Origin of the sequence: Clostridium tunisiense TJ, assembly GCF_000300195.1 — a bacterium.
GTDB classification, from domain to species: Bacteria; Bacillota; Clostridia; order Clostridiales; family Clostridiaceae; genus Clostridium_J; species Clostridium_J tunisiense.
The window spans coordinates 23753-40932 of record NZ_AMQH01000018.1 but is presented as its reverse complement, the minus strand read 5'-3'; the positions used below and the strand labels follow the sequence as shown (position 1 = coordinate 40932).

Below are 17180 nucleotides of genomic sequence, written 5' to 3'. Positions count from 1 at the left end.
ACTTTTGATAATTTTCAACCTTTATGAAAAAAAGATAAAATTATTTATAAATATGGTATAATATATTAGGTTGTGGAGGTGGGAAAATGCACTTAGATTTTGGATTGAGATTAACTCAAGAACAAAAATTAATTATGACTACAGAAATGCAATTGTCAATTAAACTTTTGCAAATGTCTTCTTATGAACTTTTACAACATATTAATAATGAGGTGCAAGAGAATATAGTTTTAGAATATGCTAATAGCAGTGAGGCTGCCTCTAATGATAACAATACTAAAAAAGATTTATTTGATTATAAAGAAATGATAAAATACTTAGAGTTTGATAATTATGGGGGCAAAAACTACATAACAAATAATTATGTAGAAGAAATATCGCCTTTCACCTTTATTGGAAATAAATCTACTTTAAGTGATTATTTAAAAGAACAGTTAGCAGAAAGTAATATAGATTATAAAAAAAACATGATTTGTAGTTATTTAGTGGACAATCTAGACTGCAAAGGTTATTTAACCTTGGATCTTAATGTTGTTTGTAAAGAATTATCAATTTCCATGGAATTATGTGAGTTATGCTTAAGTATTATTCACCAATTAGATCCTTGTGGTATTGGTGCAAGGAATCTAAGTGAATGTCTTCTGATTCAAATAAAACGAAAAGGACTATACAACGAAGACCTTGAAGAGATAATTTCTAGTCATTTACAATTGCTGTCGGAAAATAAATATACTTTAATAGCTAAAAAGTTAAAAATATCACCTATGCAGGTTCAAAAGTATGGAGATTTAATCAAAGGGTTAGAACCCAAACCATCTAGAGGTTTCTACACAGGGGATGAGATAAGTTATATATTGCCAGATGCTTATATTAAGAAGGTTAATGATGAGTATTTAGTCTTAATGAATGAGGAAATAGTACCGAAACTAAATATCAATAGTATATATAAAGAAATAATAAATAGTTCTGATGATAAGGTTGCAGTAGAGTATGTTAAAGAAAAGATTAATAATGCTATGTTTTTAATAAAAAGTGTTGATAACAGAAAAAGAACATTATATAGAGTTATCAGTGAAATAATTAATTATCAAAGAGATTATTTCGATTATGGAGAAGAATATATTAAGCCAATGACTATAAAAAATATATCTGGCAAGCTAAATTTACATGAATCTACAGTGAGCAGAGCGATAAGAGATAAATATATTTCACTAAATAGTGGTAGAATAATAAAGATAAAGGATTTATTTACTACTGCTATAAATATTAGTAGTGAGCAGTTGTCTAACCAAAACATAAAAAGAATAATAAAAGAAATAATACAAGAAGAGGATGAGAAAAAGCCATTATCAGATTCTAGTATTCGAAGTGTTCTTTTAAGCAGAGGTTTGGATATATCTAGAAGAACTATTGCTAAGTACAGAGATGAAATGGGAATAAAACCATCTTCTCAAAGAAAAAGATTTTAAGTTATGTAACTATAGAGAATGAGTATAGTGAGGTTTTACAACATTTTTGAAGCTTTAAGTCTGCCATCCTATTTAAGTGGCAGTTACTCAGCCTAGATAAGTTGCTTTGGTGTAACAAATGCAGTTTGTTCACAAAGACACCGTTGCTTAGTAAAAACCTGATTCCTAAGCTGCTCCACAATATGAACTTATTCATTATTTAATTATATTAAGCTGTGTTAGATCTAAGATGTTAGCAATTTAAAATTTTTATATAAAAATGTTATTTTAGCTCTTCACAAATTGTGGTAAATATTGTACAATTTATATAGGGATAAAAATTAACCGCAGGGACAAAATTTGTCCAAAGAGGTGAGATATGGAAAACATATTAAAATTACAACAGAAACTTATTCCTGAGCTATTAGAGGTTCTAAAAATAAGATACAAAATCTTAAGGAATATAAAATACTATCAACCAATTGGCAGAAGACTATTAGCTACTAATATAAATTTAAGTGAAAGAGTAGTTAGAAGTGAAACAAACTTTTTAAAGGAACAAAATCTTATAGAAGTTAATACTATAGGTATGTCAATTACTACAGAGGGTGAAGAAGTTTTAAGTGGATTAAAGCTGTTTATTCGCGAAATTAATGGTATTCAAGGTTTAGAAAAAGAAATCAAAGAAGAACTAAAGATAAAAGATGTTATCATTATTTCTGGAGATGTGAGAAATGATGAAACTTTACTTAATGAGATAGGTAAGGCTGCAAGTAGCTACATAAAAGATATATTAAAAGATGATATTGTAATATCTCTAACTGGGGGCAATACTGTAAAAAAAGTAATAGATGAGCTAGATAGAATAAATAAGTTTAATAACATTAAAGTTTTACCTGGAAGAGGTGGAATGGCAAAGGATATTGAAACACAATCTAATACTTTAGTACAAAGGTTTGCTGATAAGCTTAGTGCGGCTTATGAACTTTTACACATGCCTGACAATTTAAGCCACAGTGCTTTTCAGATGTTACTTCAAGAAAATGATATAAAAGAAATTTTTCAACAAATAAGTCATTCTTATATTTTAATTCATGGTATTGGAATTGCAGAAACTGCATGCAAGAAAAGGAATTTACCAGAAGAAATTAAAATTAAAGTAGAAGATAATGGTGGCGTAGGGGAAGCTTATGGACATTATTTTAATATAGATGGAGAAATTGTATATTCTATGCCTTTTGTTGGGATTTCAAAGGATCAGGTATCTGATGTGGAAAACATAATTGCAGTGGCAGCGGGTGTAGAAAAATCAAAGGCTATTATAGCAGTAGAAAAAAATAGAACCAACAGTATTTTAATTACTGATGAAGCAACAGCAAGAGAAATAGTTAATATTTTAAAGGGATAAATACTACTTGCATAAATCAAGTTATATAAGTAGAATAATTATAAATTTTAGGAGGTAGCTCAAATGATAAGAGTTGGAATCAATGGATTTGGTAGAATTGGAAGAAATGTTTTTAAGGCCTTAGTTGAAAAGTATAGCAATGAGTTAGAAGTTGTTGCAATAAATGATTTAACTAATCCCAAAACACTAGCACATTTACTTAAGTATGACACATTATATGGAAGATTTAATGGTACAGTAGAAGCAACTGAGAATTCTGTAATAGTTAATGGAAAAGAAATAAGAATTTTCGCTGAAAAAGATCCTAAGAATATTCCATGGGGGTTACAAGGCGCAGAAATAGTGATTGAATCAACAGGATTCTTCACTGATGCAACAAAAGCAAAAGCTCACATTGAAGCAGGTGCTAAGAAGGTTTTAATTTCTGCTCCAGCTAAAAATGAGGATATAACAATTGTTCTAGGAGTTAATGAAGAAAAATATGATGCTAGCAAACATCACGTTATTTCAAATGCATCTTGTACTACAAACTGTTTAGCTCCATTTGCAAAGATATTAGATAGAGAGTTTGGGATTGTTAAAGGATTAATGACAACAGTTCATTCTTATACTAATGATCAAAAAATATTGGATGCGCCACATAGTGACTTAAGAAGAGCTAGAGCAGCTGCTGAAGCAATGGTACCTACAACTACTGGAGCAGCTAAGGCAGTATCTCTTGTTTTACCACAATTAAAAGGTAAATTAAATGGTATGGCAGTAAGAGTTCCAACACCAACAGTATCTATGACAGATTTAGTTTGTGAACTAGAAAAAGCTGCAACAGCTGAGGAAATAAATGAGGCTTTCAAAAAGGCTTCTGAAGGTGAATTAAAAGGAATTCTTGGATATACTGATGAGCCTCTAGTATCAATGGATTTTAAAGGAGATGAAAGATCTTCTATAGTAGATGGTTTATCAACTATGGTTATGGATGGAAACCTAGTTAAAGTTGTTTCATGGTATGATAATGAATGGGGTTATTCAAATAGACTAGCAGACTTAACAAAATATGTTGCTGACAGACTATAGTATATAATTAGATGAATCTATATAAATAACTAATAAAAATCTAGTTCTGTAGCACATTCTACATAACTAGATTTTTAATTTAGCTAATAATTATATTTTTATGACTTTATATTGGATAATAGTGTATTATTATATTAAAGGTTTAAGGAAACCAGTTTAGTTTTATTATCAAGAAAATTTTAAATAGGTTTCTTAATTAATGAAATAGGAGTGGAATAAAAATGGTATTTAATAAAAAAACTATAGAAGATGTAGCCGTAAAAGGAAAAAAAGTTTTATTAAGATGTGATTTTAATGTACCAATAGTAGATGGAGTTATAACTGATGAAAATAGATTAGTGGGAGCGCTACCTACTATAGAATACTTATTAGAAAATGGAGCTAAGGTAATACTTTGTTCTCATCTTGGAAAACCAAAGGGGGAAGCAAAAAAAGAGCTATCTTTGGAACCAGTAGGAGCTAGATTGTCAGAACTATTAGGAAAACAGGTTGTCTTTGCAGATGATGACAATGTAGTTGGAGAAAATGCAGTTAATGCTGTTAACAATATGACAGAAGGACAGTGTGTGCTTCTTCAAAATACTAGATTTAGGAAAGAAGAGACAAAAAATGAAGAGAACTTTTCTAAGGAATTGGCATCACTATGTGATATATTTGTAAATGATGCTTTTGGAACTGCTCACAGAGCACATTGTTCTACTGTAGGTGTAACTAAATTTGTAGACACTTCAGTGTGCGGATATTTAATACAAAAGGAGTTAAAGTTCTTGGGAGAAGCAGTGGAAAATCCTGAAAGACCTTTTACTGCCATTTTAGGAGGATCTAAAGTATCAGATAAGATAAATGTAATAAATAACTTGCTGGAAAAAGTTGATACCTTAGTTATTGGAGGAGCAATGGCTTACACATTCTTAAAGGCTAAGGGATTCCAAATTGGAAACTCTAGAGTTGAAGAAGATAAGTTGGATTATGCTATTGAAATGATGAAAAAAGCTGAGAATAAAGATGTAAAGTTACTTCTTCCTCTTGATCATGTTATAGCTAATGAGTTTTCAAAGGATGCTACACCTTTAGAGACAGTAAGTGAAAATATTGAAGATGGATACATGGGATTAGATATTGGACCTAAGACTAGAGAAAATTATAGTAAATGGATTTCTCAGTCAAAGACAGTTATTTGGAATGGACCAATGGGAGTTTTTGAATTTGAAAACTTTAGTAAGGGTACAAAAGCAATTGGAGAAGCCATGGCAAAGTGTGGTGGTACTACAATTATAGGTGGTGGAGACAGCGCTGCTGCAGTTAATATTTTTGGAATGGGAGACAAAATGACTCATATTTCTACTGGTGGTGGTGCATCACTTGAGTTCCTTGAAGGAATTGAGTTACCAGGTATAGTTGCTTTAAATGATAGATAATATTGAAGGTGGAGGTAATGTTATGAGAAAGCCAATAATAGCAGGAAATTGGAAAATGCATAAAACTGTAAGTGAAGCGGTATCTTTGGTTCAGGAGTTAAAGCCATTAGTTAAGGATGCTAAGTGTGATGTGGTGGTTTGTCCTACATTTTTAAGTTTGCCAGCAGTGATCGAAGCTTGTAGAGATACAAATATTATGATAGGTGCTCAGAATATGCACTTTGAAACAGAAGGAGCATTTACAGGAGAGGTATCTCCAAAAATGCTTAAGGAGTTAGGAGTAGATTTTGTTATAATAGGACATAGTGAAAGAAGACAGTATTTTAATGAAACTGATAATACAGTAAATAAGAAATTAAAGGCTGCAATTCAGTATGGGTTAAAACCTATTCTTTGTGTGGGAGAATTGTTAGAAGAAAGAGAAACAGGAATTACACAGGAAGTTTTAGCTACTCAAGTTAAGTTAGATTTAGCTGGAATCTTAAGTGATGATGTGAAAAACATGGTAATAGCATATGAGCCAATTTGGGCTATAGGAACTGGAAAAACTGCAACAGCTGAGGATGCTAACGAAACTATAGGATTTATTAGAATGGTAATTGAAAAAATCTATGGAAAAGATATAGCAGATAGTGTTAGAATACAATATGGTGGCTCTGTAAAACCATCAACTATAAGAGAGCAAATGGAAAAAGAACATATAGATGGTGGTCTTATTGGAGGTGCTAGTCTAAAAGCACAAGATTTTAGTGCTATTGTAAACTACTAATTTATAAGGGTGGGATAATTTAGGATGCCAAAAAAACCAGTAATGCTTATGATACTAGATGGATTTGGTTTAAGTGATAAAGTAGATGGAAATGCAGTTAGAGCATCTAAAAAACCAAATTATGATAATTTAATAAACAGTTATCCAAGTACTGCAATTTCTGCAAGTGGATTAGATGTAGGTTTACCAGAAGGACAAATGGGAAATTCGGAAGTTGGTCATTTGAATATAGGTGCTGGAAGAATAATTTATCAAGAATTAACCAGAATATCTAAAGAGATAAAAGAAGGAAGATTTTTTGAGAACCCAGCTTTAAACTATGGTATCGAGAAAGCTATAGAAAATAACTCTTCTTTGCATTTAATGGGTCTTTTATCTGATGGAGGAGTGCATTCTCATATAGAACATGTTAAAGCGCTGATAACTCTTTGTAAAAATAAGGGGTTAAAAAAGGTGTATGTACATGGATTTCTTGACGGAAGAGATGTAGCACCATCATCAGCTCTACAATTTATTAATGAGTTAGAAAATCATATGATAAAAGAAGAAACAGGTAAATTTGCTACTATTTCTGGTAGATATTATGCTATGGATAGAGATAATCGTTGGGAGAGAGTTCAACTTGCATATAATGCTATGGTCAAAGGTGAGGGAAGTTATGCCGATACACCTCAAAGTGCAGTAGAACTTGCTTATCATGATAATAAGACAGATGAGTTTGTTATTCCAACAGTAATTCTCACTGAAGGAAAGCCTACAGCTACAGTTACTGATAAGGATTCAGTAATTTTCTTTAACTTTAGACCTGATAGAGCTAGGGAACTTACAAGAGCTTTAAACGACAAAGTATTCAATGGGTTTGAAAGAAAAAGTTTAGATTTAAATTATGTTTGCATGACTCAGTATGACAAAACAATAGAAAATGTTAAAGTTGCGTATAGAGCTGAGAGTTATGTCAATACTTTAGGTGAGTATGTAAGTAATAAGGGTTTAAATCAATTAAGAATAGCAGAAACTGAAAAATATGCTCATGTAACCTTCTTCTTTAATGGTGGCATTGAAGTGGCAAATAAAGGTGAGGATCGAACTCTAGTACCTTCTCCAAAGGTAGCAACCTATGATTTAAAACCTGAAATGAGTGCTTATGAGGTAACAGATAAAGTGCTAGAAGCTTTAGAAGAAGATAAATATCATATGATTATTTTAAACTTTGCTAACCCAGATATGGTTGGTCATACAGGAATAGTTGAAGCTGCAATAAAAGCAGTGGAAACTGTAGATTATTGCTTAGGTAAAATTGTGAGCAAAGTATTAGACAAAGATGGAACAGTGTTTATTACTGCTGATCATGGAAATGCTGAAACTATGATTGATTACTCTACAGGTAAACCAATGACAGCACATACTAATAACCTAGTACCATTTGTATATGTATCAGAGAATGCAGCACCATTAAGAGATGATGGTATATTAGCTGATATAGCACCAACTATGCTTCAAGTTATGGGATTACCACAACCAGAAGAAATGACAGGTAAATCTTTAATAATATAAAGATCTTAACCCTTGTGTTAAGGCCATGTTTAACTTTAAAGTATAATTAGTTTAGGATTAATGCACAATAGGTAAAGCTTTTAAAATTAAGTTAAACTCTATTGTGCATTAAATTATAAATATAAGTTCAGAATATTTTTAAAGCTAGTACAATTTGAAAATTGTCAGGAGGAATAATTATGAAACAGTATGTAGAAATTATTGACGTTTACGCTAGGCAGATATTGGACTCAAGAGCCTTTCCAACTGTAGAGGTAGAAGTAGTTCTTGAAGATGGAACTGTGGGAAGAGCAGCAGTACCTTCAGGTGCATCTACTGGGCAATTTGAAGCAGTAGAGCTAAGAGATGGAGACAAGGATATTTACAACGGTAAAGGTGTTATGAATGCTGTAGACAACGTAAATAACATCATTGCTGAAGAATTAATAGGAATGAATGTATTGGATCAAGTTGCTATAGATAAAACTATGATTGAGCTTGATGGTACAGATAATAAAGGAAAACTTGGTGCTAATGCGATGTTAGGCGTTTCACTTGCTTGTGCAAGAGCAGCTGCAAGCTATTTAGGTCTTGGACTATATCAATATATTGGTGGAGTTAATGCTAAGGTTCTCCCAGTTCCAATGATGAATATATTAAACGGTGGTAAACACGCAGATAATAACGTAGATTTACAAGAATTTATGGTTATGCCATGTGGTGCATCTTCCTTTAGCGAAGCCCTTAGAATGAGTGCTGAAGTATATCATGCCTTAAAAGGTATATTAAAATCAAAAGGGTTAGCAACTGCAGTTGGTGATGAGGGTGGTTTTGCTCCAGACTTAGCATCTAACGAAGATGCAATCAAAGTAATCATGGAAGCTATAGAAAAAGCTGGTTATAAGGCTGGAGAAGAAATTTTTATAGCCCTTGACCCAGCATCTTCTGAGTTCTTTGAAGATGGAAAGTACAATTTAGCTGGTGAAGGAAGGGTTTTAACACCAGAAGAAATGGCTAATTACTATGTAGAACTTTGTGACAAATATCCAATTATATCAATTGAAGACGGTATGGCAGAAGAAGATTGGGAAGGCTGGAAGCATATTACTGAAAAGTTAGGCAATAAAATACAATTAGTTGGAGACGACTTATTTGTTACAAATACTAAGAGATTAGAAATGGGTATAGATAGAGGCGTTGCCAATTCTATATTAATTAAACTTAATCAAATAGGAACACTAACTGAGACAATCAATGCAATAGAAATGGCAGCAAGAGCTGGCTATACAGCAGTTGTTTCTCATAGATCAGGAGAGACTGAGGATACTACCGTAGCAGATTTAGTTGTGGCAATGAATGCAGGTCAAATTAAAACTGGTGCACCAGCAAGAAGTGAAAGAGTAGCAAAATATAATCAGCTATTAAGAATAGAAGAAGAACTTGGTGAAATGGCTGAATATAGAGGGTTAAAATCTTTCTATAATATAAAAAGAAAATAATTGATTTGGAGCAGAGGGATCTAAATCTCTCTGCTTAATTTATTGTAAAAAGATTATTACTATGTTAGAATAAAGTATATTCTTGTAAAATGGCAATAATGTTGCAAGGGGGTGTACATATGATGTTAAAGGTGCTTATGGCAGTACTTGTTATATCAGCATTGGTCGTTATTGGCTCCATAGCTTTACAACCAAGTAAAACCAATGGGTTAAATAGCTTAATGACTGGAAGTTCTGAAACTTTTTTCTCAAAAAATAAAACTAAAACTCGTGAAGCTTTTTTAGCTAGGGTAACAGTTATTTCATCAATTATATTTGCGTTATCTGTTATTTTAATAAACATACAAATAGGCTAGAGTAGTTATTACTACTTTAGCTTTTTATTTTCAATTATGATATTTTATAGCTAATGTATAACTATAAATTTAGTTTTTTATTAAAACAGCTGAGTTTATTCTGTTTGTAAGTGCTGTTGAGAAAAAGTATTTGAATAAAATAAATATTCTGTATTTACACTTTAAAACATTAAACTTATAATAAAGGTATAAATTGAACAAAAGCATGAGTTTTAGGGGGATTAACTATGGGAGAATTTAAATCTAAGTTTGAAAGTAAAGAAATGGATTTTTTGTTTGAAGGTATAGCTAGTTTAAAAACTAAAGAAGAGTTTTATAAGTTTTTTGAAGACATATGTACAATAAATGAAATAAAAGCTATAGAACAGAGATTACAAGTTGCTAGAATGTTAATGGAGAAAAGAACCTATCTAGATATAGCAAGTACTACAGGAGCAAGCACAGCAACAATCAGTAGGGTGAATCGATCTTTAAATTATGGTAACGATGGTTATAAAATTGTCTTTAATAGAATTAAGTGGACAGAGGACTAATTTAAAGTGCATTTTAATATATTGTACTAATTTAAGTATTGAAACCAAATTTTAAAAGCGACTCTGTCGCTTTTTTGTTTAATCTAAATAAAATATGATATAATTAAGGATAGTGCAAATTTAAACTAAATATAGTTTAAGTTAGGAGTGATTTAAATGGATTTAAAAAAATTATTAAATAAAGAGCAGTATGAGGCAGCCATTAATGTAAATGGACCATTATTGATATTGGCGGGTGCAGGATCAGGAAAAACAAGGGTTTTAACCTATAGAATTGCACATATGGTAAAAAACTTGGGAATATTTCCATCCCAAATACTGGCAATAACTTTTACCAATAAGGCTGCAGGTGAAATGAAGGATAGGGTGAGGACTCTTGTAGGTGACGTGGCAGATAATATGTGGGTATCTACCTTCCACTCTAGCTGTGTAAGAATACTAAGAAGAGAGATAGATAAATTAGGATATAATAAAAACTTTACAATTTATGATACCTATGATGCAAAAACATTGGTTAAGCAATGTATGAAAGAATTAAACATTAATGAAAAGGATATTACAGACTCTGAAATTATGGGGAAAATATCTTCATCAAAAAATAATATGATTTCTACAGAAACTTTTAAAAAAGAGAATGAAGGAGACTTTAGAAAGAATAAAATTGCAGATGTGTACACTCTTTATCAAAAAAGGCTTAAAGCTAATAATTCTCTGGATTTCGATGACCTTATTTTCTTAACTGTTAGACTTTTAAAAGAACAAACAGATGTAAGAGAATTTTATCAAAGAAAATTTAGATACATAATGGTTGATGAATACCAAGATACAAATAAGTCTCAGTATGAACTTGTAAAACTTTTAATCAATGAAGAAGAGAATATTTGCGTGGTTGGTGACGATGATCAATGCATTTATGCTTGGAGAGGGGCTGACATTACTAATATTTTAGATTTTGAAAAGGACTTTCCTAATGCAAAAGTAGTAAAACTTGAACAAAATTACCGTTCAAAATCTAATATTCTTCAGGCTGCAAATATGGTTATTAAGAATAATGCTCAAAGAAAAGAAAAAGAACTTAGAACTGAAAGTGAAGCGGGAGAAAAACTAAAGGTATATAGAGGGTTTAGTGATATCGATGAAGGAAGTTTCGTTGCTAGTGAAATTAAAAGATTAATAAAAGAAGAGGGAAGAACATTAAATGACTTTGCTATTCTTTATAGAATGAATTCACAGTCGCGTATATTTGAGGAAACCTTTAGAAGAGGTGAAATTCCCTATAAAATCGTGGGAGGACTTAAGTTCTATGATAGAAAAGAAATTAAAGACATTATGGCTTATTTAAAGCTAGTAAATAATCCCCTTGATGATATTAGTCTAAGAAGAATAATCAATGAGCCAAAGCGAAATATAGGTGATACAACTGTAGAGAAAGTTCAAACCTTTGCCAATGAGACAGGAGATTGTATGTACAATACTTTGTTGGATGCTGAATTCATACCAGGCATTTCTTCAAGAGCGATTGCATCAATTAATAAATTTACAGGATTAATAAATAGTTTTATTGCTAAGGCTGATGAAACACCTATATCTGAGTTGATTATGGATATTTTAGATGAAAGTGGCTACATGAATATGCTAAAGGGTTCAAAGACTCCTGAAGATGAGAGTAGGATTGAAAACCTTAAAGAACTAGTTTCAGATGCAGTTGCTTTTGAGAAAGATTCAGAAGATAAGTCATTAGCTGCATTTTTAGAAAAAGTTGTTTTAGTTTCTGATTTGGACAATTTAGGGGAAGAAGAAAATTCGGTGGTAATGATGACTGTTCATAGTGCTAAGGGGTTAGAGTTTCCTGTAGTATTCTTAGTTGGTATGGAAAACGGAATATTCCCTGGAATGTCTTCTCTCAACAGCTTTACGGAGATGGAAGAATCAAGAAGACTTTGTTATGTTGCAATAACAAGAGCAAAAGAAGTGCTTTATATAACTTCTGCTGAACAAAGAATGGTATTTGGTAGAACCGTTGCTTATTCGGTATCTGATTTTGTAAGTGAAATTCCACCAAGCTTAAAAGAGTTGGTTGGTGGGAAGTCCCGAGCTGTAAATGTACTAAAGAATACAGGAAATAAACCATCCTATAATAATCCCCACACTTTGAAAAATATGCAATCAAATTATGCTAAGGAAGTAGCTACTTCTATAATAAATAGTGGTGACAAAAAAGATACTATAATGGTGGATGAAGTTACTATAGGGAGAAAGGTTAAACACAGTAAATTTGGAGTTGGGACAGTGGTTTCTGTATCAGGAGATAATGCAGACGTTATTGTAACTATTGCTTTTAACAGTATGGGAATCAAAAAACTTATGCTATCATCAGCACCATTAGAACTTTTGTAGCATTATAAGGAGGAAGCAGTATGAAAAAAAGAGCTAGAATGATAGAGCTTGTGGAGGAACTTAATAAGAATTCTTATGAGTATTATGTTTTAGATAGTCCTTCTATATCTGACATTGAATATGATAGAAAATACGATGAATTGAAAAGTTTAGAGAAAGAGTTAGATGAAGTACTACCATACTCACCAACTCAGAGGGTAGGAGATGTTGTTTTACCAGAATTTAAAAAACATTATCATAGATCACCACTTTGGAGTTTAGATAAAGCACAAAGTCTGGAAGAGTTAATGAATTGGCATAATAGAAACTTAAAGACAATTGAGGAATATAATAAAAATCATGATCAGCAGCTACCACCATTGGCCTATGTTTTAACAAAAAAGTTTGACGGATTATCAATAAACTTAACCTATAATGAAGACGGGGTGCTTGTTACTGGGGTATCAAGGGGAAATGGAGAAGTAGGAGAAGATATAACAGCTCAAATTAAAACTATAAAGTCTATTCCACTTAAAATCTTAAATAATGCTGTAGTAGAAATACATGGTGAAGCTATTATGACAAAGGCGGCTTTTGAAGAATATAATAGCAAGGCAGTAGTGCCTTTAAAAAACTTACGAAATGGTGCGGCTGGTGCTTTAAGAAATTTAAATGTTAAAGAAACTGCAAAACGAAATTTATCAGCATTTTTTTACGATGTGGGATATACAGAGGGGGAAGGATTTAATACTTATGAGGAAATGATGGAGTTTATACGTAATATGGGACTTCCTGTTGACTCCTATTTTCAAAAGTGCCATAAGTTCCAAGAGGTAATAGATGGTGTGAAATATATAGAATCCTTAAGAGCTAGTTTAGATTATGATATTGATGGAGTTGTAATTGCTATAGATGATATTAATACTAGAAATTACTTAGGATACACAGTTAAATTTCCAAAGTGGGCTATTGCCTATAAATTTGAGGCAGAAGAGACAACAACAACTCTTTTAGATGTAGAATGGAATGTGGGAAGAAGTGGTAGGGTAAGTCCTACAGCTTTGCTGGAGCCAGTTGAATTAGGGGGAGTTACTGTAAAGAGAGCTACTTTGAATAATATGGATGATGTTAATAGAAAGGGAGTAAAGATAGGATGTGAAGTTTACATTAGACGTTCCAATGATGTTATTCCTGAAATAATAGGAGTAGTAGGCACATCCCTAGAAACTGCAAAAAACATTGAAATACCAGAGGTATGTCCTAGTTGTGGAGCAAAACTTCTTAGACAGGGAGTACATATATTCTGTGAGAATACTTTATCTTGTAAGCCGCAAATGGTTAAAAGTATGGTTCATTTTGCGAGTCGAGATGCTATGAATATCGAAGGCTTCAGTGAAAAAACAGCTGAACAACTTTTCGAAAAATTACAGGTTAAATCAATTCCAGATTTATATAAGATAAAAAAGGATGATCTTTTAGGCTTGGAAAAGTTCGGAGATAAAAAGGCAGATAATCTTATAAATGCTTTGGAAAAAAGCAAAAGTTGTGAATTAGCATCTTTTATTTATGCTCTTGGCATTCCAAATGTAGGAAAGAAAACAGCAAAGGATTTAGTTAAAAACTTAAAAAACTTAAAGACTATTGAAGGAGCAACTTTTGAACAACTTATAGTAATAGAGGATATCGGGGAAGTTGTAGCCAATAGTATAATTGAGTTTTTTCAATCTTCAGAGGTGAAAAATAGCATCAAGGAACTTTTAGGTTTAGGGATTACGCCTTACTATGAGAGTATACAAATTGAAGAAAGCATATTTAAAGGGAAAACAGTAGTAGTTACTGGAACCTTAAAAAATTACTCAAGAAATGAGATAAAGGAAAAACTAGAAGGGTTAGGAGCTAAAATTTCCAGTAGCGTAAGCAAAAAAACAAATTATGTGCTTGCAGGAAAAGAGCCTGGATCGAAGTATGATAAAGCTTTAGAACTTGGAGTAACTGTGGTTACAGAAGATGAGTTTTTAACCATGGTTGGAGGGAACTAAGTGAAAAGAAGTATAAAATTAATTTTATGGGCTTCTATGTTTATTACAACAGTAATAATAATATTAACAATTTTATCTATGTATAGTATTCACTACAACAAGTTTTTCGATAATTATCATCCATTTCAAATATCACTGTTTTTTACCCTTATAATTTGGAGTTTGGAGATAATTGTAAATAAAAAAGGTAAAAACTACATTTTTTATGGAGTAACTTTTATTATTTTAGCCAATATGATTTTTCTGTTTATGTTATGGGGAGTTAAATAAATAAAAAGATAGCCGGTTTGAAACACCAGCTATCTTTTTATTTTTATAAGATATTGATTTAAGCAAGTTATAATTTCATAAGGGTATATCTTTAATAAAGATGAAGCTTTTTCTAATAAGCTGAGTTAATAGGATATACACATTAATTTATAACATAAAAATTCTAATCATTTGGAGAAGAACTTTCTTTAAATTCGGTAGGAGAAGGTGACGGGTTAACGTCTTCCTTATCATATATCTTTTTAAAGTTGTTAGATAAGGTATGAATATTGTGAGAAACCTTTTCTAATAGATAATTCCTATATCTAATTTGATTGTAGAGATAATTAAAGAGTATAAAACTCCAAACACCAATAAAGGTAAAGGTTATTATGGATATAATAACTAATATTTTTAAAACTATATCTAACATAGGTTACCTCCAAGTAAACATTAGTATGTAAAGTAGCAAAAGGATAAATTTAATCAATTACACACATTATAGCATAAAATCAAATTGATGTAATAATAAATTAATAAAAAATCATTGAAATTTTGGATTAATTAATGTGAAACTGTAAATAATTTTAAAAGTACAATAATTGGGGTGTAGGAGAAATGAGGTGCTACTGTGAAAAAGTTATTTTATATAATTTTCTTAATAGGAATATTAATTTGCTCGGTTTCTATTGAAAATGAAAATAGAGCTATTAATACCACCGATTATATTTCGTACAATTTAGGGCAGAGGCCAAATAATCTAGTTATGACTGATAACCTTGATGTTAGAAAAAAAGACATTTTGTTAGCCTTATTTCAAGGATTAGTTACTGAGGATGCTAATGGTGAAATCATCAATGGAATAGCAGAAGAATATACTGTTTCAGAAGATGGATTAGAATATACTTTCAAAATTAGAGAGTCTGCAAAATATAGCAATGGAGATAAAATAGTTGCACAAGACTTTACGAATTTTTTTAAAAGTTTCATAGAGGATAAAAATAATATTTATGCAGAGCAACTAAATTGTATTTTTGGGGTACAAGATTTTAAAAATAGAAAAGTGGGATTTGAGGAGGTGGCAATTAAAGCAAAAGATGAGAGGCTACTGTCTATTAGGCTCAATTATAGGTGTCCATATTTCATAAAAATCCTTAGCCAACCAGTTTATTCATTAAGAGATTACAATGTTTTAATGAATGGATTTGATGAGAGTTATAAAAAAATAAGATATACAGGTCCTTTTATAGTTGATAAGATAAATGAAAAAAAACATATAATTATAGCTAAGAATCTAAATTATTATGGCAGTAATGAAGTTACTAATGAAGTAATTAAATTTACATTTGTTGAAGATAAGGAAAAAGCATTGGCGAATTTTGAGCTAAATGGGGAGGGGGAAGAAAATATCCACATTGTGGCTGACACCCCAGTAAATGAATATTTCAGGTTAGAGAACGAAGGGAAATTAAAGAGCTTTCCTAGTAATAGTGTGTATTATTTAAACTTTAATATAAAAGGCAATAAACTCGCTGGTGATATTAATTTTCGAAATGCACTAAACTCAATACTTTCAAAAGAATATTACTCTCAACAAATTGCCAAAAATTTTGCAATACCAGCATCACTTTATGTACCAAAAGGAAATGCTGATAAAAAGCTTTTTGACACTTTTGCAAATAAAAATCAAAGTGAAGAGTACTTAAAGAAAACTAACATAAAAGGAAATGAAACTATAACTTTAGTTTATGAAGAGGATGGTTTAAATAAAAGAATTGCAGAAGATTTGGCTAAAAATATCCTTCAAGATTTAGGTATACATATATCAATTAAAGGATACCGCCAGGATGAATTAGAGCAGGTAATACAGAAAAATCAGTATGATATGCATCTTAGCAAATTTAAACCTATATTCGATGATATGTATTTATACTATGATATTTGGAGTAGTAAGTCTAAAGAAAATCTTATAAGGTATAGCAATCCTAAGTATGACGAAATTGTCAAAGCCGCAAAATATGAATGGAATGAAGAACAAAGGAGTGTTTTTTATAGGCAGTGTGAAGACATATTAAGAGAAGATTTGCCATCAGTACCTATATACTATATAAATACTATACTATGCATTAAGCCAAATATTACTGGGGTATATGCTACTCCTTCAGGAAACATAAAGTTGGAATATTTAAAAGTAAATTAACCATATATGTAAGATTAAATACTAATAATACATGAAAATTAAAACTAATTATCATGTACATTTTGAATTAGGAGTTTTATAAATTGCAACTCATAAACTTTCAATTATTTTAATGCTTTTACACTGGGAAATAAAAACATTAAAATAATTTACTCAATGTTGGGAAGTCTAAACGTAGATTATGTGTCGTGACTTAGAAAATTGGGAATAATGGTTAGTCTTTCGTAGCTACTTAGCAGAACAATAGTTAAATTAAGTTGCTAAAATAGAAATTATAGTAT

14 protein-coding genes are annotated in these 17180 nt (G+C 31.1%); 13 read left to right on the top strand and 1 reads right to left on the bottom strand.

All coding sequences use genetic code 11. The annotated features are described in order from the left end of the window. The first annotated feature begins 86 nt into the window (after positions 1-86). From rpoN to C661_RS0118020, 12 genes are all read left to right on the top strand, one after another. Positions 87-1469, top strand: a complete 1383-nt coding sequence (gene rpoN / locus C661_RS0118075) for an RNA polymerase factor sigma-54 (RefSeq protein WP_017416745.1) — start codon at positions 87-89, stop codon at positions 1467-1469. A 358-nt stretch (positions 1470-1827) separates the two neighbouring features. Beyond that, entirely contained in the window at positions 1828-2856 is a 1029-nt protein-coding gene (locus C661_RS0118070) for a sugar-binding transcriptional regulator (RefSeq protein WP_017416744.1), read from the top strand. Between the two features lie 63 nt (positions 2857-2919). Then, positions 2920-3927, top strand: a complete 1008-nt coding sequence (gap, locus tag C661_RS0118065; protein WP_017416743.1) for a type I glyceraldehyde-3-phosphate dehydrogenase — start codon at positions 2920-2922, stop codon at positions 3925-3927. A 221-nt stretch (positions 3928-4148) separates the two neighbouring features. Next, positions 4149-5345 (top strand): phosphoglycerate kinase, encoded by a 1197-nt coding sequence (locus tag C661_RS0118060; protein ID WP_017416742.1) that lies wholly within the window; start codon positions 4149-4151, stop codon positions 5343-5345. A 22-nt stretch (positions 5346-5367) separates the two neighbouring features. After that, complete coding sequence (gene tpiA, locus C661_RS0118055) at positions 5368-6114, top strand: triose-phosphate isomerase (protein WP_026051113.1); 747 nt, start codon at positions 5368-5370, stop codon at positions 6112-6114. Positions 6115-6138: 24 nt separating this feature from the next. Then, positions 6139-7668: a 2,3-bisphosphoglycerate-independent phosphoglycerate mutase gene (gene gpmI, locus C661_RS0118050; RefSeq protein WP_017416740.1), complete on the top strand. Its 1530-nt coding sequence runs from the start codon at positions 6139-6141 to the stop codon at positions 7666-7668. A 179-nt stretch (positions 7669-7847) separates the two neighbouring features. Then, entirely contained in the window at positions 7848-9146 is a 1299-nt protein-coding gene (eno, locus tag C661_RS0118045; RefSeq protein ID WP_017416739.1) for a phosphopyruvate hydratase, read from the top strand. 119 nt (positions 9147-9265) lie between these two features. Beyond that, the gene (gene secG / locus C661_RS0118040) at positions 9266-9502 is read left to right on the top strand and encodes a preprotein translocase subunit SecG (RefSeq protein ID WP_017416738.1); all 237 of its coding nucleotides are present in this window, start codon (positions 9266-9268) and stop codon (positions 9500-9502) included. A 227-nt stretch (positions 9503-9729) separates the two neighbouring features. After that, positions 9730-10035: a YerC/YecD family TrpR-related protein gene (locus C661_RS0118035; RefSeq protein WP_017416737.1), complete on the top strand. Its 306-nt coding sequence runs from the start codon at positions 9730-9732 to the stop codon at positions 10033-10035. 156 nt (positions 10036-10191) lie between these two features. Continuing rightward, positions 10192-12432, top strand: coding sequence for a DNA helicase PcrA (gene pcrA, locus C661_RS0118030; RefSeq protein WP_017416736.1), 2241 nt, complete (start codon positions 10192-10194; stop codon positions 12430-12432). Positions 12433-12452: 20 nt separating this feature from the next. Next, complete coding sequence (ligA, locus tag C661_RS0118025; protein ID WP_017416735.1) at positions 12453-14450, top strand: NAD-dependent DNA ligase LigA; 1998 nt, start codon at positions 12453-12455, stop codon at positions 14448-14450. Next, positions 14451-14720, top strand: a complete 270-nt coding sequence (locus tag C661_RS0118020) for a hypothetical protein (protein WP_017416734.1) — start codon at positions 14451-14453, stop codon at positions 14718-14720. Positions 14721-14883: 163 nt separating this feature from the next. Here the strand turns inward: C661_RS0118020 and C661_RS22300 are convergent, their stop codons facing one another. After that, the gene (locus tag C661_RS22300; protein WP_017416733.1) at positions 14884-15132 is read right to left on the bottom strand and encodes a hypothetical protein; all 249 of its coding nucleotides are present in this window, start codon (positions 15130-15132) and stop codon (positions 14884-14886) included. A gap of 198 nt (positions 15133-15330) precedes the next feature. Between C661_RS22300 and C661_RS0118010 the strand changes: the two genes are divergently transcribed. Continuing rightward, a complete protein-coding gene (locus tag C661_RS0118010) occupies positions 15331-16899 on the top strand; it encodes a peptide ABC transporter substrate-binding protein (RefSeq protein ID WP_017416732.1) in 1569 nt (522 codons plus the stop codon). The last annotated feature ends 281 nt before the right edge of the window (positions 16900-17180 follow it).

Excerpts from the sequence above, each read along its gene's own strand:
- eno (WP_017416739.1), top strand. The coding sequence starts at position 7,848 with ATGAAACAGTATGTAGAAATTATTGACGTTTACGCTAGGCAGATATTG.
- rpoN (WP_017416745.1), top strand. The coding sequence starts at position 87 with ATGCACTTAGATTTTGGATTGAGATTAACTCAAGAACAAAAATTAATT.
- gap (WP_017416743.1), top strand. The coding sequence starts at position 2,920 with ATGATAAGAGTTGGAATCAATGGATTTGGTAGAATTGGAAGAAATGTT.
- C661_RS0118060 (WP_017416742.1), top strand. The coding sequence starts at position 4,149 with ATGGTATTTAATAAAAAAACTATAGAAGATGTAGCCGTAAAAGGAAAA.
- C661_RS22300 (WP_017416733.1), bottom strand. The coding sequence starts at position 15,132 with ATGTTAGATATAGTTTTAAAAATATTAGTTATTATATCCATAATAACC.
- gpmI (WP_017416740.1), top strand. The coding sequence starts at position 6,139 with ATGCCAAAAAAACCAGTAATGCTTATGATACTAGATGGATTTGGTTTA.
- secG (WP_017416738.1), top strand. The coding sequence starts at position 9,266 with ATGATGTTAAAGGTGCTTATGGCAGTACTTGTTATATCAGCATTGGTC.
- pcrA (WP_017416736.1), top strand. The coding sequence starts at position 10,192 with ATGGATTTAAAAAAATTATTAAATAAAGAGCAGTATGAGGCAGCCATT.
- C661_RS0118035 (WP_017416737.1), top strand. The coding sequence starts at position 9,730 with ATGGGAGAATTTAAATCTAAGTTTGAAAGTAAAGAAATGGATTTTTTG.
- tpiA (WP_026051113.1), top strand. The coding sequence starts at position 5,368 with ATGAGAAAGCCAATAATAGCAGGAAATTGGAAAATGCATAAAACTGTA.
- C661_RS0118070 (WP_017416744.1), top strand. The coding sequence starts at position 1,828 with ATGGAAAACATATTAAAATTACAACAGAAACTTATTCCTGAGCTATTA.
- ligA (WP_017416735.1), top strand. The coding sequence starts at position 12,453 with ATGAAAAAAAGAGCTAGAATGATAGAGCTTGTGGAGGAACTTAATAAG.